The following is an 18,062-nucleotide window of genomic DNA, read 5'->3' on the forward strand; positions in this document are numbered from 1 at the left end:
TTCAGCCGAAAGTGAAGGCGTAGGCCTGCACGCCGGGATCGAGGAAACGGATGGTGAAGGTTCTGGGCGTGACGTCGCCGGACTGACGGACAAGCTGGTAGAGGCGGGTGGATGTGACCGTGCCATTACCGTCGGCATCGGTATCCGTGCCGTGGTCGGCGCCGGGCGCGTGGCCGTCGATCGTCACCTGGAAACGGACCGGTTTTCCCGAGCCATCCGGCCCCAATACGAGATGCAGGTCGCGGGCGCTGAACCGGTAAGTGATAGCACCGTCGCTCTTGTCGAGGGTCGCTTCTTCCGCGCCGACAGTCCAGCTGCCGGACAGTCCCCATTCGTTCAGGCCGGGCCTGTCGATCGAATAGGTACCGGAAGAGCCGGGACGAAGGCCTTCGTTCGAGGCAAAGCCGGTGGCCTGCCGGTACCCGATATAAGTCTCGCCTGAGCGGATATCCTTCAGGTCAGCGCTCGCTTCTGCGCCTTTTGCCTCGGGCTTGACGGGCGCAGTGGTGGCCACGTCGCTGCCGGCTTCTCTCAGCAGATCCTGTATCGCCTGCTCGGTCCGGCCATAATTGCCTTCGCCGAAATGGTGGTAGCGGATATTGCCCTTGGCATCGATCAGATAGCTGGCCGGCCAGTAGCTGTTATTGAAGGCACGCCAGATCCTGTAATCATTGTCGATGGCGACGGGATAGCCGATCTTGAAGTCGGAGATCGCCTTTTTGACATTGTCGATCTTTTTCTCGAAGGCGAATTCCGGCGCATGCACGCCGATCACGACGAGGCCCTGATCCTTGTATTTCTCGGCCCAGGCGCGGACATAGGGAATTGTGCGGATGCAGTTGATACAGGAATAGGTCCAGAAATCGACGAGCACGACCTTGCCCTTCAGGGCCTCCGCGGAAAGCGGCGGCGAGTTCAGCCATTCCACGGCACCGCCCAGTGAAGGCGCGCGTCCTTCGACGGGAAGGTCGGCGTGAAACGGTTTGCCGTTGCCGGCGAGCATGGAATTGTCGGCGCTTGCGACCTCCATGCCGCCTTCGCCTGGCCGGGTGTGGAGACGATCGAGAACCGCCTGTTCGAAGGAAGACGTGCTGGCATAGGAAAGCTTGGCGAGGAGGCCGGTGTCTAGGCCGAGCGCGATGACGCCAACGCCTGCAATGACAGCTGCGCCAAGGACTTGGCGAATACGCTCGCCGACACCCAGGGACCGCTTCAAGGCGGCAAAGATGCGCCCACCTGCCAAAAGGGCAAGGGCAAGCGATGTGGCTGCGCCCGCGGCATAGGCTCCAAGGAGAACCGTGGTTTCAAGATTGGCGCCCTGCAGGGCGGCACCGGTCAGCACCAGACCGAGGATCGGCCCGGCGCAGGGCGCCCAGAGGAGACCGGTGGCAATGCCGAGAAGCAGAGAGCCCGCAGCGGTGGGAACGCTGCCCGGCTTTCCGGCGGCAATCATCAGGCGGTTACCGAGCCTGACAACAGGCTGGCTCAGGATGGTGGCGATGCGGGGGGAGATCAGCCCGAGGCCGAACAGCGCAAGCAGCAGCAGAGCGGCAAGCCGGCCGAATTCATTGGCCTCGATGGCCCAGCCACCGCCGATCGCAGCGAGCGTCGCGACGAGCGAGAATGTCGCGGCCATGCCCGCCAGCATGGGCAGCGTGCTGCGCAGAAACGGCTGTCCCGCACGGGCAAAGATGAAGGGAAGGATCGGCAGGATGCAGGGGCTCAGGATGGTGAGCGCCCCTCCGAGATAGGCAATGACGAGAAGCGTCATGATCATGTCCTCTGAAGCCCTGGGTGGATCTTGGCGCCGCCGACATGGGCGTGATCGGCAACTGCGCCAATCTGGTCGGGCGCAGGTATCCCGGATGTGTCCGGCTTCGGGGAGAAATGTATCCGAGTGTAGGAGGCGCTCCCGCCGCTACAGTGTGAAACAATCAGGCGGGCGGGACCGGCCATCTCGTCGTCTTTTCGCGCAGGCGAGGCGAGGTCTTTGTATCGAACTGTATCTCGGCGGCGTGCCGCTACACTTGCTTGCAGTTGAGTAGGTCGCAGGACATATCGACAATACATACGGGCTGTTTCTTGGGGATCGTCATCAACGCGAACCGGAGAAAACCCATGACCGATATGTTTCAGCTTCAACGCCGCCGTTTCTTCGGCCTGGCAGCCATGACCGTCGCAGCCGTCGAGCTCGGCGCCACGTCGCTGGCCAATGCCCAATCCGCCGCCGCGGCCGGGTCATCCGGCAATTCGCAAGGCAGGCCGGGCGGCCATACGAAATTTGCTGCCCTGAAGCAGGTCGATGCCGGCGTCCTCAATATCGGATATGCCGAGGACGGCCCGGCAAATGGTCCCGTCGTCCTGCTCCTGCACGGATGGCCATACGATATCTACAGCTATGTCGATGTTGCGCCGATCCTTGCCGATGCCGGCTATCGGGTCATCGTCCCCTATCTGCGCGGTTATGGCACGACACGGTTTCTCTCGTCCGAAACACCGCGTAATGGCCAGCAGGCTGCCCTTGCGGTCGATATGATTGCGTTGATGGACGCGCTCAAGATCGAGACCGCGATCGTCGCCGGCTATGACTGGGGTGCGAGGACTGCGGATATCATGGCCGTGCTCTGGCCGCAGCGCTTCAAGGCGCTTGTGTCCGTCAGCGGTTATCTGATCGGCAGCCAAGAAGCCAATCGCGCTCCGCTTGCGCCCAAGGCCGAGCTTGCCTGGTGGTACCAGTTCTATTTCGCCACCGAACGCGGCCGCGCCGGTTACGCTGCGCATACCCATGATTTTGCACGTCTCATCTGGCAGACCGCGTCGCCGACCTGGAAGTTCGATGACGAAACCTTCAACCGTTCCGCCAGCGCATTCGACAATCCCGACCATGTGGATATCACCATCCACAATTATCGCTGGAGGCTCGGACTGGTTGCGGGCGAGGCGAAATACGATGCCTATGAGGCGCTGCTTGCCAAGGCACCGGTGGTGACCATCCCCACCATCACCATGGAGGGAGACGCTAATGGTGCGCCGCATCCGGATCCGTCCGCCTATGCCGCCCGGTTTTCGGGACGCTACGAACATCGCACGATCGGTGGTGGTATCGGTCACAACCTGCCGCAGGAAGCGCCTGCGGAATTCGCCCGTGCGGTGCTCGACGTCGCGAAATTCTAGCCGCGGCGAATTTCCGGATGAACAGGTCGCCGCGGTGCATTTCGCGGCTTCGCGGCGGCCGCATCCGGGGCTAAATGAGAATGCCTCGACACGCAGCAAAGACAGAGGATGCGAGAACCCGAGATGGAGCATATCGACCATATCCTGATCGTCGATGACGATCGCGAGATCCGTGAACTGGTGTCGAGCTATCTGAAGAAAAACGGCCTGCGCACCAGCGTCGCGGCCGATGGCCGGCAGATGCGCAGTTTCCTGGATGCCAATGCGGTGGATCTGATTGTGCTCGACGTGATGATGCCCGGCGATGACGGGCTGGTTCTTTGCCGGGAGCTGCGGGCCGGCAAGCACAAGGCAACGCCGGTCCTGATGCTGACCGCCCGCGACGACGAGATGGATCGCGTCATCGGGCTGGAAATGGGTGCGGACGACTATCTGCCGAAGCCTTTTGCGGCGCGCGAGCTTCTGGCTCGCATCAAGGCTGTTCTTCGCCGCACGAGAATGCTGCCGCCGAACCTGCAGATCAGCGAGGCGGGCCAGATCCTGACCTTCGGAACATGGCGCCTCGATACCGTCGGCCGGCATCTGCTCGATCCCGAGGGCACGGAGATTGCCCTCAGCGGCGCGGAATATCGGCTGCTCCGCGTCTTCATCGACCATCCGCAGCGCGTTCTCAACCGCGACCAGCTTTTGAACCTGACGCAAGGCCGAGATGCGGAACTGTTCGACCGCTCGATCGATCTTCTCGTCAGCCGCGTCCGCCAGCGGCTGGGCGACGACGCGCGCGAGCCGACCTATATCAAGACGGTGCGTGCGGAAGGTTATGTCTTCGCGGTGCCGGTAGAAATCTCGGAGCCCAGGACATGACGGAGCCGGCGGCGGACAAGGCGGGCCGGCATTTCGCCTTCTGGCCGGGCACCCTGCGCGCGCGCCTGTTTCTCATCCTCTTTTCGGGCCTTGCGATTGCCTATGGCCTTTCCTTCAGCATCCTGTTTTTCGAGCGTTACACATCCGCCAAGGCCGTGATGCTCGGTACGCTCGAAAGCGACCTTGCAACCTCGATCGCGGTGATCGACAGGCTGCCGGCGGCAGAACGTCCGGCATGGCTCGATCGCCTCAGCCGCGGAAACTATCGGCTGGAGCTCGGAACAGGAGTTCCGGGCGTCCCTGACATGTCGGGGCGTGGAGCCGAGATTGCCGCTCGGATCGAGGACGCCGCGGGTCAAAAATTCCCGCTGACGGTACAAGCCATTCCCGGCGAGAACGGCAGGCTGCAGGGGCATCTGACGCTTTCCGACGGTTCCCCGCTGACGATCGACGTGACACCGCGCGGTGTGATGCCGCTGGCCAGCTGGCTGCCTTATGTCTTTGCGGTGCAGATGCTGCTGCTTGTGGCCTGCACTTGGCTTGTCGTGCGTCATGCATTTCGGCCCCTTGGCGATCTCGCCGCTGCCGCCGATGCGCTTGATCCCAATGCCAAGAGCGAGCCCATTAGCGAGAGCGGTCCCCGCGAAGTGGCGCATGCGGCGCGGGCGTTCAACGCCATGCGCGACCGGATCGCCCATCATCTCGAGGAACGGGTGCAAATCCTTGCGGCTATCTCCCATGACCTGCAGACACCGATCGCCCGCATGCGGCTGCGCGTCGACATGGCGGATGAAAGCCCGGAACGCGACAAGCTGGTCAGCGACCTGCGCGAGATCGAAATGCTTGTAAAGGATGGCATCGCCTATGCGCGAAGTTCGCATGGCAATGGCGAGAAGACGTCGCGCATCGACCTTTCGTCCTTCATCGACAGCATTGCCTATGATTATCAGGATACGGGCAAGGCGGTGACGTGATTGGCCCCGTACTGGGCACGATCACGACCAAGCCGCATGCGCTGCGACGTATCCTAACCAACACCATCGACAACGCGGTCAAGTTTGCCGGAGCGGCGGAGCTGAGCGTCGAGCGAAGGGAGGGCGGCGAAACGGTCCTGACCATTCTCGATCGGGGGCCGGGCATACCTGACGAGATGCTGGAGGCCGCCATGCAGCCTTTTGTGCGGCTGGAACAGTCCCGCAACCGCGAGACCGGCGGCACTGGGCTGGGGCTTGCGATCGCTCAGCAACTGGCCACGGCCCTTGGCGGCAAGGTGAGGCTTTATAATCGCGACGGCGGCGGGCTCGCTGTGGAATTGACGTTGAGATGATGAAGGGCGCCGGTATTCCGGCGCTCATTTTTTTGGATCTGCTTTTTCCAATATACTGTTTGATACATTTCACCAGTTTTCCTGAAACAGTGCAGATACTCCAGCGGGCGAAAAACCTCCCTGTCAGCGAACAACGCTGGCCTAGCTTAGAAGGAGTTTTGCCATGCCGAAGATCGACACTGTTCTTTATACCGGACGGACCCACACCACGGGCGGGCGCGAAGGTTTCGCGCGCAGCGACGACGCTGCGCTGGAGGTGAAGCTTTCTCCTCCGGGAAGCGGCCGCCCCGGCACAAACCCGGAGCAGCTTTTCGCGGCAGGCTGGTCGGCCTGCTTCATCGGCGCCATGAGCCGCGCTGCCGGAAAGCGGCAGTTGCGTCTGCCTGCGGAAACCTCCGTCGATGCAGAAGTGGATCTCGGAACGACCGAAAACCAGTTTTTTCTTCAGGCCCGTCTGAATGTCAGCATTCCTGGCGTGGACAGGGACACTGCGCAGGCGATCGTCGACGAGGCCCATCAGATATGCCCCTATTCGAAGGCGACGCGGGGGAATATCAATTTGGAACTCCACGTGATCTAGGAGCATCGAAATGCGGTTTCTCCTAGTTCTGTTCACGAGCGTGTCGCTATTTGCGGCCCCTTGCGTTTATGACGCGACATCGAGTGAACCTTCGGCTCTCGCCGGGCTTGTCGGCGTGATGAGCTCGCGATGAACGATTAAAGGGACGGCCTGTTGGCCGTTCCACCTCCCTCATGAATGATTTTTATAGCAAGCCGTTGGAAGCGCTTATCGGCAGAGATGGGTTGGTCGCTTGATTAGCGAAGGATCAGAGTCGCTGGCACCCATCCGCGCAGCTATTCATCGCTGTGTCAATTTGCAGTGTCCCATCGATCCCGCTCGATGATTATCGACGGCTTCCCACCTAAGTTGCTGCAACGGCAGGCCCCGGCGTATTTTCCGCAAGCTCTAAATTTTATTGACTGATCTGTCCAGAATTGATAAATCGCCCGCATGGCAAGACCGAGAGAGTTCGACCGCGATGCGGCGCTGGAAAAAGCACTGAGGGTGTTCTGGGCGAAAGGTTTCGCGGCGACGTCCACAGACGATCTGCGACAAGCGATGGGAATAGGCCGCCAGAGCCTTTACGGGGCATTTGGCGACAAGCGAAAGCTATATCTTGAGGCGCTGGATGCGTATCAACAGAGAGCGACCTCCGGACATCTTAAGCGGCTGTCCGCGGGTAATCCGATCGAAGGTATCGAGAATCTGCTTGCCGGAGTTGTTGCGGAAGACGATGAAGAGCGAGCGCTCGGATGCATGGGCGTCGGATCCGTTGGCGAATTTGGAGTTACGGATGCGGAGCTCAATGAGCGCAGGAAGATCTTCGGCGAATTGCTCTGCAAGGGCATCACTGCGAGAATTCGGGAAGGGCAGCAGCAGGGAAGGATCGACGGGAGCCTCGATCCGCAGGACGCCGGAGCGTTTGTGCTTATGACCATGACGGGCCTCCAGCTTGCGGCGCGCGGCGGATCGTCGAGCGAGCACCTCAAAGCGATGGCCCGGTTCGCAACGGAGCGGCTCAAGAACTAAAAGGCCTGCCCCACAGGGCGGGTTTTCATTTGTCTAATTATGGACTGATCTGTCAAAAATGGAGATAATCATGACGATCAATGAAAGAAAGGCCGCACTTGTATTTGGAGGTGCGCGTGGCATTGGCGCGGCGTCTGTACGTAGGTTAGCCGAGGACGGCTTCGACGTTGCGTTTACCTACGTCTCCCGCCCCGACAGCGCGTCCGAGCTGGCTTCCTCGATCCTGGCGGCAGGATTCAAGGCTGTCCCGATCCAGGCTGACAGTGCCAATCCCGACGCCATCAGGGCCGCAGTCCGCAGGGCGGTGGACGAACTCGGCGCACTTGATGCCGTCGTGGTTAACGCCGGCATCCTGCGCATTAATACCGTGGACGCGGTTGCTCTCGAAGAACTCGACCTGATGATCGACGTCAATATCCGCGGTGTTTTCCTAGCGATCCAGGCCGCGGTAGCACAGATGAGGGACGGTGGCCGAGTGATCACGATCGGTTCCAACACAGCTGAGAGGACCGGCTTCCCGGGCAGCAGCGTCTATCAGTTCACGAAGGCTGCGGTCGCCGCCATGGTAAAGGGACTGGCGCTCGATCTCGCTCCGAGACAGATCACCGTCAACAACGTCCAACCTGGACCGACGAATACAGATATGAACGCTGGGTCGATCGAATTTCTCACGGACCGCAGCCCGTTGAAAAGGGTAGCCGATCCCGCAGAGATCGCCGAACTTGTCTCATATCTAGCTGGCCCACGATCCTCCTACATGACTGGGTCGAGCTTGACGATCGATGGAGGATGGGTTCTGTAATCGTTCCCATTTCGACGAGTTCAATGCGCTTCGTCAACGCAGCCGTCATTGCTTGGCGGCTGCAAAAACTGCCCGCACCGCCGGATGGGATATCCAGCCTTACGACCGCTTGAATTGGTTCTTCAAAAAAACACACGCGACGCTGCGGATTGGTGAAGAGGGTCGGAAAGTAGAGGTAGAGGACTTCCATCAAAGAAGACCACGAAGGCAGAACGCGCGACACGATTGGCTTAAATCTCGGCGGGCTTCCGCCGTCTAAGCGAAACCTCAACTTTTTACAACGTTGCCCTAACCGAACGGCCTGGGTCGCTGGTTCGACATGCCGGGTGGGGACCTTGACGTGTTGCTGGAGATGACGCCGAGGCCGACGAGCGAGGATAGATCGACCCATGCATCCCTAGGCTCGGCGCCTCTGGTTCCCACTGAACATGCCACCTCGGTAGACCTCCGCCGCAGGATCCATCGAGAATAGCAAGACGTCTGCTTCAGACCATGCGGTAAGATCGTCATAGGCAAAGGTCGAGAATACGCTTTCCCCTTCCGATATGACCTCGCCTGTGATGGCGACCTTTCCACGGTAGACGTAGAGCAAGGTGTTTCTTCCAGTTTCCTCGGCCGGCAACCGCAATTGGACCCCTTCGGTCAGGTGCGAGTCAAGGACGCGGACGTCGGATCTGACCTTCAACGGTGCAGCGCTCGGTCCGGCGATGACCCGCCAGCGATCGACGCTGTCTTCCTCCGGGAACTCATGGAACTGAACCATCGGCTCCAGATCAGGTGCGTTCGGTCGCAGAAATATCTGCAATGCCCGTACGGGTCGGTCGCTAATCATCAGTTCCTCATGCTGGAACGTATGGCCTGCGTTCATCATCATGAAATGCGTCTTGTCGAGCTTCGTCTCGTTTCCGACCGTGTCGCGATGGAGCATCTCGCCGCCACGAATATAGGTCAGGATTTCGTCGTCCTTGTGCGGGTGCATGCCGATGAGATGACCCGGCTGAACCTGGGCGCGGTCGATCCTGCCGATCGGGCCGATACCGGTGTCGTCCGACGTCAGCGTCAGGCCGGGATACAGGATCTGGACGCCGAAGCCTTGACTGAAGTCGCCGCGTATATGGCCGGCGGCAATCTTGGTGATGGTCATGATTGTATTCCTTTCATCCGGACGCGGGCTCTGTGGCCCGCGCCGAAGACGGCTATGTTCGTTCAATGGTAGTTCAGGATGCCGACCAGCTTCTGACCGAGCGGGCTCGTCCAGTCGACGGCAAGCTCGGAGATGATCTGGTCGACGGTGGTGATGATTGCGCCCGCTTTTTCCATGCGGCGCAGGGCGATATCGTCGCCGTACTTGGTGTAGGAGGCGGAGGCGTCGGCTGAGACCTGGACTTCGTAGCCCTCGTCCAGCATCCGAAGAACCGGGAAGGTGACGCAGATTTCGGTCGTGACACCGGCGACGAACAGCTTTTTGCGACCGGTCGCTTTGACCGCCTGGTTAAAGCCGTCGTGGTGCATGGCGTTGACGATGCCGGGACGCTTGACGCGGGCTTTGAACGCTTCGGGCAGGATTGCTTCGAGTTCCGGCAGCAGCGGCCCCTGGATCTGATCTTCCATGCTGGATGTCAGGATCGTCGGGATGTTCGCGGCCTTGGCAATGCGGGCAAGCTTCAGCGCGTTCTGCTTGACCAGGTTGATGTCGTGCGAGTGCGTCCAGGCCATCGTACCGACCTGATGGTCGATCAGCAGCATGGCGGAATTCTCGGGAGTGAAGACTTGCTTATGCATTGTCGTGTTCCTTTTTCTGTCGGCGGCGGTTGGTGAATTGGATTTCTATCCGTCCGATGAGTTGAATTTAACGTTGCAGATTTCAACGCGGTAGCTCTATGGTCGGCCACTCTGTGGAACGAAAAGTGGAACACGAAGAATGATCAGCTTCGAGGACATGCAGACCTTCATCGAGGTGGCGGACGGTGGTGGCATCACAGTCGCCGCCAAGCGTCTCGGCCTCCCAAAGTCGATCGTCAGCCGGCGGCTCGTCCGGCTTGAAAGCGAGCTTGGCGTTCAGCTCCTGGCACGGACGACCAGAGGCGCATCCCTCACCGAAGCTGGCGCCACCTTTCGCGAGCACGCTGCACGCATGTGCCTGGAGATGGACGTCGCACGCGAGGAGATGCTGCCGACCGGAGAGCTGCGCGGACGCCTTCGCGTGGCGGTTCCGTCGTCCTTCGGTGCCGGACACTTCGCCCCGGCACTGGCCGAGCTTGCCCGCCTGCATCCGCTCCTCCAGCTCCACGCGCACTACAGCGACAGATATGTCGACCTGGTGGCAGAGGGCTTCGACTGCGGCATCCGCGTTGGCTACCTGCAGGATTCGAACCTGACCGCGCGCAAGATTGGCGCCTTTGCAGCAGGCCTTTTTGCAAACCCGGAGTATCTGCGTGTCCATGGCATTCCACAGAAGCCGTCAGATCTTCTCGACCATCAGGCCATCTTGCAGGGGACCGAAAGCTGGAGAGTTTCCGACGGCACCCGGACCGTGGTCGTCAATGGTCAGGGACGGTTCAAGGCCGACAGCGCTGCGGGCATCGCCGAAGGGGCCGCCGCAGGCCTGGGCGTCGCGGCGCTACCCGTGGTGATCGCTCAGAATTACCTGGAAGCCGGAACCCTCGTGCCGATCCTGTCGGATTACAGCCTGCCGGAAATCGGGGTCTATATCGTGCGCCCGCCGGGGTCACACGTGTCGCGGAAGGTCCGGGTTCTGGTCGACTTCTTTGTCGAGAGGTTCTCCGCAAAGGGAGGCGCTGGCCAGAGCAAAGAAGGCTAGTATTACGTGGCCAAGCGCCGCTCCTGGAACGCGACGCCCCAGTCGCGCATTGCCATCAGCACGGGCGCGAGCGTCAGCCCGAAGGGCGTCAGAGAGTATTCTACGCGCGGCGGGACTTCTGCGAAAACTTCGCGGGCGACGATCCCGTCGGCTTCGAGTTCGCGGAGCTGCATTGTCAGCGAACGCTGGCTCGGGTCGCCGACAAGGCGGCGCAGCTCGCCAAACCGTCGCGGCCCGTCCAGCAGCCGATAAATGATCATCGGCTTCCATTTTCCACCCGTAACGTCGACGGTTGTTTCGACGGGGCACTTCTGGCCAGCAGTCATTGCGTGCTCCAATAGTGTACTTTCTATCCCTATAGGCAAAACTGTTGCCTACTTGCAAGTTCGCCTGTGTCGCCCCTAGTTGGAAGCAGCTATATTCAGAGGTGCATCATGCGAGCTGCTTTCTACAACCGACAAGGATCTGCAAAGGAGGTGCTGTCCGTCGGCGAGCTACCCGATCCGCAGCCGGGAGCCGGAGAGGTCCGGATAAGGGTGGTCGTGTCAGGCATCAATCCCTCCGACATCAAGACGAGGACTGGATTTGGCGGAAAGCTCATGCCATTTCCCAGGATCGTGCCGCACCAGGACGGCGCGGGGATCATCGACGCCGTCGGTCCCGGCGTCCCCACGTCGCGCGTCGGCGAGCGCGTCTGGATCTACATGGGCCAATGGGGTCGTGCGTTCGGTACTGCGGCGGAATTTGTTGTCGTGCCCTGCGTGCAGGCCGTAAGGTTGGCGGACAACGTTTCCTTCGAGATCGGAGCGGCGCTCGGCGTTCCTGCGATGACAGCGCATCGCTGCCTCTTCGCCGACGGCGACCTGCGCGGCAAGCGAGTCCTCGTCCAAGGAGGAGCAGGCGCCGTCGGCAATGCAGCGATCCTTCTTGCGAAGTGGGCGGGAGCGTGGGTGGCAACGACGGTGAGCCGAGAGGAGCAGGCGGAGGTCGCGCGTGCGGCCGGGGCCGATCTTGTCGTCAACAGGCACGAGGAGGACGTCGCTGCGGTCGTCCGATCAGCCACCGGCGGCCATGGCGTCGATCGCATCGTAGACGTGGATATCTCCGCCAACATCGACGTAGCAATCACCTCTCTCGCCCGCGACGGAGTCGTCTCGGCCTATTCGACGGAGTCACCAGATGCGAAGCTGACGATCCCGTTCTTCCCGGCGCTGTTGGGCGGCTTGTCATTCCGTTTCGTCTATGTCTACACCATGCCGGAAGCCGCTATGCGGCAGGCGGCCGAAGAGGTTTCGGCCTGCGCCGCATCGGGAGCATATGCTCCGCGGATTGCGCAGACATATGCCCTCGACGGAGTGGCCGAGGCACACGAGTTGCAGGAGAGCGGCAAGGCTATTGGAAAGGTTCTCGTTCGAATTTAGAACCCGTGATGCGATCTCATCGAGATCAGCTTATGAGGCGATAACGGCTTTTGGCTCCAGGAACGCCTCGAGGCCGAACACGCCATACTCGCGACCGATACCCGATTGCTTGAAACCGCCGAAAGGAGCGAGCGGCTCGTGCGGCGCGCCGTTAACAACCACGCGGCCGCACTCCAGACGATCCGCAAGCGCCTGCATGCGTGCGACATCGGTGCCATGCAGATAGGCCTGAAGTCCATATGGCGTGTCGTTGGCGATGAACACGGCTTCGTCTTCGTCTCGATAGGTGATTACCGACAGGACCGGGCCAAAAATCTCTTCGCGCGCAACGCGCATCTGGTTGTTGACATCAGTGAATATGGTCGGCTTCGTGAACCAGCCGCGTTCCAATCCGGCAGGTCGTCCCAGGCCACCTGTCAGGAGCCTCGCTCCCTCCTGCATCCCCAGTTCGATATAGGACTGGACGCGATCGTACTGCTTCTGACTGACCATCGGTCCGATCATCGCGTCCGGATCGTCTGGCGCACCGACCTTGAATGTCGCGATCTCCTGCTTGAGCCTGGCGAGGACATCGTCCAGCTGATGCTTGGGAACCAGAATTCGTGTCCCGGCAATGCAGGCCTGGCCGCTGTTGATGAAGCCCATCCGCAGTACGGCGGGTATTGTAACGTCCAGATCGGCGTCATCGAGAATGATGTTCGGTCCCTTGCCGCCAAGCTCCAGCGTGACACGCTTGAAGGTGTCGGCCGCGTTACGCAGGATTTCCCTTCCAACTGCGGTGGATCCGGTGAAGGTCACCTTGGCAATGTCCGGATGCCGGCCGAGTTCCGCGCCGACGACATTGCCGAGCCCGTTGACGATATTGAACACGCCCTTCGGCAAATCTGCGTCATGAAGACATTCGGTGAGGATCTGTGTCTGCATCGCACTCATCTCGCTGGGCTTAATGACGATGGTGGAGCCAGCGGCGATGGCGGTTGCAAGCTTCGAGGTGATGAAGCCAATATTGCTGTTCCACGGCGTGACGGCGGCGGCAACGCCGGAGGGCTGCATGACGACGCGGGCCCGGCCCATCTGTCGCTCGAAGTCGTAGTCCTCCAAGACCTTCGCCATGGTCAGAAAGCTTGAAGCAGCATGGGGAATAGCGAACCGCGTGAAGGTCTGAGGAGCACCATATTCGAGCGCCATCGCTTGCGTCAGATCATAGACGCGCGCGGCGACAGCTGCGTTCAAACGCTGAAGCATCTCGATACGCGCGGCCTTCGTCGTCCGTGAGAACGCCGGGAAGGCGCGTTTCGCGGCGGCGATAGCCTCACGGGCATCTTCGATGGCGCCAAGCCTGACTGTGCCGATCTTCTCCTCTGTCGACGGATTGTAGAGATTGGCGGTCTCAAATCCCCTCGGTGTGACGAAGCCTCCGTCGATGTAAATCTTGTCGATGTTGCGCATCTCAAACTCCTTTTGGCTGTTCCGTCACATCTGGCACTTCGGCGCTGTCCTGATAAGCTGGTCAAACATGCTCAGCCTGATAGGAGATTACGGACAATGATGCGCGGCTCACTTGCTGAACTGGAGGCTGTTCTCGCCGTCGCCTCACAAGGCGGGTTCCGTGCGGCGGCTCGCGAGCTCGGCATCTCGTCGTCATCGCTCAGCCAGCAGATCGCTACGCTGGAGACGCGCATGGGCGTCAGACTGTTCAACCGCTCGACCCGTAGCGTCGTCCTTTCAGCTGCGGGAGAGCAGTTCGTGGCGAGCGTGGGGCCGGCGCTGGAGGCGATCCGGAGCGCTGTCGAGCATGTCGATGAACATCGGGCGGAAGCAACGGGCACTCTGAGGATCAACACGTCGGTGGGCGCAACGCGGATGATCCTTACGCCGCTGATCCTGGAGTACATGCGCCGGAACCCGCAGATGGCGGTGGAGATCGTGACGGAGGGCGCGCTGGTCGACGTCAATGCCAAAGGCTTCGACGCCGGGATCAGGATCCGGGAGGCCGTTCCTCCCGACATGGTGGTCGTGCCGATCGGCGATAGTATCCGGCCGGCCATCGTCGCGTCTTCCGATTACTTCCGCCATCATGGAAAGCCGCGGGATCCGGCAGAGCTCCAAAACCACTTATGCATTCGCGCTCGAATGGCGAGCGGAACTATCTATCGCTGGGAGTTCGAGCGGCGAGGCGAGAGCTTCGCGCTCGACGTTCCTGGGAAGCTCGTGCTCGACGATAGCGACCTTATGCTCCGGGCCGCGCGTGAGGGGGCTGGGCTAGCCTACCTGAGTGAGTGGCAGGTCGCCGACGATGTCGCCGAGGGTAGGTTGGAACAGGTTCTTGCCGAGTGGACCCCGCCGTATCCCGGCTTATGTCTCTACTATCCCGGAAGGCGCAATTTACCGGCGAAGCTGCGCCGGTTCGTCGACTTGATCAAGGAGCTGCGGACAACCGTAACGATGTGACCGTACTCTTCAGCTTGGAGGATCGCCCGACGGGGTGGAGGCGAAGTTCCCCCTTTCATCCTGGTGCTACCGGACTATTCCGCTCCGCGTAACAGTCAAATGTCAAACATGCGTATTCAGCCGCGTGGCTGCGCATTGCATCCTGTGTTCACGGATCGGGAACGAACCCGGCCTTCAATCAGGAGCGATCACATGAAACTCTATCACCATCCGCTGTCAGGTCACGCACATCGCGCCCGGCTCTTCCTTTCGCTGATCGGGATGCCCCACGAGCTCGTCGAAGTCGATCTGAAATCTGGCGCCCACAAACAGCCCGACTTCCTCAAAATGAACCCGTTCGGGCAGGTCCCGGTTCTGGCGGATGGCGATGTCTTCATCTCTGATTCCAATGCGATCCTGGTCTACCTCGCCAAGAAGGCAGGTCAGACGGAATGGCTTCCGGAGGACGCTAAAGGAGCCGCCGACGTCCAGCGCTGGCTTTCTGTCGCAGCCGGGGAGATCGCCTATGGACCGGCAGCTGCGCGTCTGGTGACAGTGTTCGGCGCCAAGTTCAATCCGGAAGAAGTTATCGGGCGTGCACATACCATCCTTGGCCGGATTGAGTGCCATCTGCAAGAGCGTGAGTGGCTGGTAGGCGATCGCCCGACGATCGCGGACGTCGCAGTCTACAGCTATGTCGCACGCGCCCCAGAGGGCAACGTCGACCTGAGCGCCTATCCGTTTGTGAATGCCCTGCTGCGCCGCGTCGAGCAACTCCCGGGCTTCGTAGACTTTGTCAAAACGCCGGTCGGTCTTGCCGCCTGAGCTTCAATAGGGCGTGCGGGATCTCGCGCGCTCTTTGCCCTTTCCCGGAGAACGCAGATGTCCATGAAGCTTACAAAACTGCCGACGTGGCATGAAGGCGAGACCTTTATTCAGGAAAGGCTCGGCGTAAAGGAACGCATGGCCTCCGTCGGCCAGCGTGTCGTTCGTGACTTCATGCCGGACCAGCACCGGGACTTCTACGCCCAACTGCCTTTCATCGTTCTCGGGAGCGTCGATCAGGCTGGTGACGCCTGGGCAACTTTCGTGGAAGGCAAGCCGGGGTTTATGTCGTCGCCTTCGCCCGTCGCGCTTGACATTGCTGCGCACCGCGATCCAAGCGACCCGGCAAGCGAGGGATTGGCGGAGGGCTTGCCCATTGGCCTCCTTGGCATCGAGATGCACACACGCCGCCGCAACCGTATGAATGGTTTTGTCTCGACGATCGAAGGCGGCTTTCGCATCGATGTCGATCAGAGTTTTGGCAATTGTCCGCGTTACATTCAGCTGCGCGACTTTTCTTTCGAGCGTCAGCCAGGCGAACCATTTACCGGTGAAGTCGAGGAATTGCCCGCCCTCAATGACGGGGCGCGCGCGATCATTCAGGAAGCTGACGCCTTCTTCGTCGCGTCCTATGTCGATCGCGAGGACCGGCGTCAGGTGGATGTGTCCCACCGGGGCGGCAATGCAGGGTTTGTCCGCGTCGGCGACGATGGCGTTCTGACGATCCCCGACTTCGACGGCAATCTCTTCTTCGCAACGTTGGGCAATATCCTGCTGAACGGAAAGGCAGGACTTCTATTCGTGGATTTCAACACGGGCGACATGCTGCAGATGACGGGAACGGCCGAAGTCATTTTCGACTCGCCCGAAATCGCCGCTTTCCAGGGGGCAGAGCGGTTCTGGACGTTCAAGCCGACGCGCATTGTTCGGCGGCGTAATGCACTGGCGTTGAGATGGGCTTTTCAAAAGGACGGCTGGTCGCCGAGCTCTTTGATGACAGGCAGCTGGAGCCAAGCCGCCGACCGTCTCCGCGCCGCAGAGTTTGCTAAAAGCTGGCGGCCAATGACCGTCACCGCGATCGTCGATGAAAGCGCGACGATCAAGTCCTTCCATCTGCAGCCAGCCGATGGCGCAGGACTCCTTCCGCACGCGGCCGGCCAGCATCTGCCCATCCGCATCAAGCTGCCCGGCGAAGATAAGGCGGTCATTCGCACCTACACGCTCTCGGTCGCGCCGTCCGACGGGATCTACCGCATCAGCGTCAAGCGCGATGGTCAGGTATCTCAGTTCCTCCATGATCGCATCGCCGTTGGCGATGTCATCGAGGCGCGCGCGCCGGCCGGCGAATTCAGCATCGACGCCCGCTCGACACGCCCGGCGGTGCTTCTTGCAGGCGGCGTCGGCATCACCCCGATGCTCGCGATGCTCCGTCATATTGTCTACGAAGGGCTCCGCAAGCAGCGTGTCCGTCCGGTCACGTTGTTCTACGCGACTCGCTCCAAGGCCGATCGACCGTTCGACAAGGAGATCGCCGATCTTATCGGTGCGGCCAAGGGCAATGTGCGTTTGGTCAGAGTCCTCAGCGACACCACAGATGCTGAAGAGGGAAGGGACTTCGACGCGACAGGGCGGATCGATATGGCGATGCTGACTCGGTTCCTGCCCTTCAACGATTACGATTTCTATCTCTGCGGACCCGCCCAGTTCACCCAAGGGCTCTATGACGGACTGCGGGCTCTTAACATTGCTGACGACCGCATTCAGGCCGAAGCCTTCGGCCCTTCGTCGCTGATCCGCACGAGTCAAGCGGCACCAGCCGGGTCATCTTCCGTCGTGAAGCCTTCGGAGAAATCGGTACCCGTGGTGTTCACGAATTCCCTGAAGGAAACGCGGTGGGCACCTGGTTCTGGCACGCTTCTCGACCTTGCCGAAGCACGTGGTCTTGAGCCCGAATTCAGTTGTCGGGAAGGCAATTGCGGGACATGCCGGACCAAGCTTGTCAAGGGCGCCGTCGCTTACGTCAAGCGGCCCACAGCGAAGATCGAAGCCGACGAAGTGCTTCTGTGCTGCGCTGTTCCTGCCGACCAGGAAGGCGGCCTGCAGCTCGCTGTCTAAGGGCCGATTGCTGCGTCCAGCGTAACAGTCCCTTGTTCCCTTTCGATCTTCAGCAAGATCCCTCACCGGATCATATTCAATCTCAAGAGAGCGACGTCTCTCTCAACCGAAAAAGGAGACTACAATGTCACGCATTCCTACCCCCGCCACGATCAACGACGCGCCGGAAGCCTCTCGTCCGATCCTCGAAACTATCCAGAAGCAGATCGGCTCCGTTCCGAACATCTTTCGTCTGGTCTCCAACAGCCCTGCCGCCTTGACGGGTTTGACGTCGCTCCAGGGCGCACTCGGCAAAGGCAAGCTGCCGCCGGCCACCCGCGAACGCATTGCGCTTGCTGTGGCTGAAGCCAACGGCTGTGACTATTGCCTCTCGGCCCATACCTTCACCGGGACGAGGTTTGCGAAACTCGACGAGTTCGAAATCGCTGCCAACCGCAGCGGCACGTCGAACGATCCCAAGGCAGCTGCCGCAGTCGAATTCGCCCGGGCGCTGACCGTGGCTCGCGGTTCCGTTGCCCCGGCCGAGATCGTCAAGGTCCGTGATGCTGGCTACAGCGATGCTGAGATTGTCGAGATCATCGCCCACGTGGCCCTCAACACCTTCACGAACTACGTGAATGAGGCCCTCGACACCGAGATCGACTTCCCCCGTATTGATCGCGCGGCTGCGTGACCAAACCCTCAAGAGGCGG

Annotated in this window: 16 protein-coding genes and 1 pseudogene; 12 read left to right on the top strand and 5 right to left on the bottom strand. The window is 60.7% G+C overall.

The features are described 5' to 3' along the window. Position 1 precedes the first annotated feature (1 nt). Positions 2-1,771 (bottom strand): cytochrome c biogenesis protein DipZ, encoded by a 1,770-nt coding sequence (locus PH552_RS00420; RefSeq protein ID WP_285165313.1) that lies wholly within the window; start codon positions 1,769-1,771, stop codon positions 2-4. Positions 1,772-2,118: 347 nt separating this feature from the next. Between PH552_RS00420 and PH552_RS00425 the strand changes: the two genes are divergently transcribed. The 6 genes and pseudogenes from PH552_RS00425 to PH552_RS00450 all read left to right on the top strand — a co-directional run bounded on the left by PH552_RS00425 (position 2,119) and on the right by PH552_RS00450 (position 7,758). After that, positions 2,119-3,174: an alpha/beta fold hydrolase gene (locus tag PH552_RS00425; RefSeq protein WP_285165314.1), complete on the top strand. Its 1,056-nt coding sequence runs from the start codon at positions 2,119-2,121 to the stop codon at positions 3,172-3,174. Positions 3,175-3,297: 123 nt separating this feature from the next. Further along, a complete protein-coding gene (locus tag PH552_RS00430) occupies positions 3,298-4,038 on the top strand; it encodes a response regulator (protein ID WP_145633521.1) in 741 nt (246 codons plus the stop codon). Next, a pseudogene (locus PH552_RS00435) lies at positions 4,035-5,365 on the top strand (sensor histidine kinase). The gene PH552_RS00430 and the pseudogene PH552_RS00435 overlap by 4 nt, the downstream one beginning before the upstream one ends. A 163-nt stretch (positions 5,366-5,528) precedes the next feature. After that, entirely contained in the window at positions 5,529-5,945 is a 417-nt protein-coding gene (locus PH552_RS00440) for an organic hydroperoxide resistance protein (protein ID WP_285165315.1), read from the top strand. A gap of 432 nt (positions 5,946-6,377) precedes the next feature. Continuing rightward, entirely contained in the window at positions 6,378-6,956 is a 579-nt protein-coding gene (locus tag PH552_RS00445; protein ID WP_285165316.1) for a TetR/AcrR family transcriptional regulator, read from the top strand. 70 nt (positions 6,957-7,026) lie between these two features. Beyond that, entirely contained in the window at positions 7,027-7,758 is a 732-nt protein-coding gene (locus PH552_RS00450) for an SDR family NAD(P)-dependent oxidoreductase (RefSeq protein ID WP_285165317.1), read from the top strand. Positions 7,759-8,155: 397 nt separating this feature from the next. On the opposite strand, the gene PH552_RS00455 is transcribed toward PH552_RS00450, so the two are convergent. Beyond that, positions 8,156-8,902, bottom strand: a complete 747-nt coding sequence (locus PH552_RS00455; RefSeq protein ID WP_285165318.1) for a pirin family protein — start codon at positions 8,900-8,902, stop codon at positions 8,156-8,158. 62 nt (positions 8,903-8,964) lie between these two features. Continuing rightward, a complete protein-coding gene (locus PH552_RS00460) occupies positions 8,965-9,540 on the bottom strand; it encodes an isochorismatase family protein (protein ID WP_285165319.1) in 576 nt (191 codons plus the stop codon). Positions 9,541-9,679: 139 nt separating this feature from the next. Here PH552_RS00460 and PH552_RS00465 point away from each other — a divergent pair, with 139 nt between their 5' ends. Then, positions 9,680-10,579, top strand: a complete 900-nt coding sequence (locus PH552_RS00465; protein WP_285165320.1) for a LysR family transcriptional regulator — start codon at positions 9,680-9,682, stop codon at positions 10,577-10,579. Positions 10,580-10,581: 2 nt separating this feature from the next. On the opposite strand, the gene PH552_RS00470 is transcribed toward PH552_RS00465, so the two are convergent. Next, positions 10,582-10,905, bottom strand: coding sequence for a winged helix-turn-helix transcriptional regulator (locus PH552_RS00470; protein WP_285165321.1), 324 nt, complete (start codon positions 10,903-10,905; stop codon positions 10,582-10,584). Positions 10,906-11,013: 108 nt separating this feature from the next. Here PH552_RS00470 and PH552_RS00475 point away from each other — a divergent pair, with 108 nt between their 5' ends. Continuing rightward, complete coding sequence (locus tag PH552_RS00475; protein WP_285165322.1) at positions 11,014-12,000, top strand: NADPH:quinone reductase; 987 nt, start codon at positions 11,014-11,016, stop codon at positions 11,998-12,000. Positions 12,001-12,030: 30 nt separating this feature from the next. Here the strand turns inward: PH552_RS00475 and PH552_RS00480 are convergent, their stop codons facing one another. Beyond that, entirely contained in the window at positions 12,031-13,449 is a 1,419-nt protein-coding gene (locus tag PH552_RS00480) for an aldehyde dehydrogenase family protein (protein ID WP_285165323.1), read from the bottom strand. A 99-nt stretch (positions 13,450-13,548) separates the two neighbouring features. Between PH552_RS00480 and PH552_RS00485 the strand changes: the two genes are divergently transcribed. The 4 genes from PH552_RS00485 to PH552_RS00500 all read left to right on the top strand — a co-directional run bounded on the left by PH552_RS00485 (position 13,549) and on the right by PH552_RS00500 (position 18,043). Further along, entirely contained in the window at positions 13,549-14,451 is a 903-nt protein-coding gene (locus tag PH552_RS00485; protein WP_285165712.1) for a LysR family transcriptional regulator, read from the top strand. A gap of 192 nt (positions 14,452-14,643) precedes the next feature. After that, positions 14,644-15,255, top strand: a complete 612-nt coding sequence (locus tag PH552_RS00490) for a glutathione S-transferase family protein (RefSeq protein WP_285165324.1) — start codon at positions 14,644-14,646, stop codon at positions 15,253-15,255. A 57-nt stretch (positions 15,256-15,312) separates the two neighbouring features. Further along, positions 15,313-17,370 carry a 2Fe-2S iron-sulfur cluster-binding protein gene (locus PH552_RS00495; RefSeq protein WP_285165325.1) on the top strand — a complete coding sequence of 686 codons (2,058 nt, stop codon included), beginning with the start codon at positions 15,313-15,315 and terminating at the stop codon, positions 17,368-17,370. A gap of 124 nt (positions 17,371-17,494) precedes the next feature. Continuing rightward, entirely contained in the window at positions 17,495-18,043 is a 549-nt protein-coding gene (locus PH552_RS00500; protein ID WP_113251629.1) for a carboxymuconolactone decarboxylase family protein, read from the top strand. The last annotated feature ends 19 nt before the right edge of the window (positions 18,044-18,062 follow it).

It is taken from the genome of Rhizobium aureum (assembly GCF_030182495.1).
GTDB lineage: Bacteria > Pseudomonadota > Alphaproteobacteria > Rhizobiales > Rhizobiaceae > Rhizobium > Rhizobium tropici_C.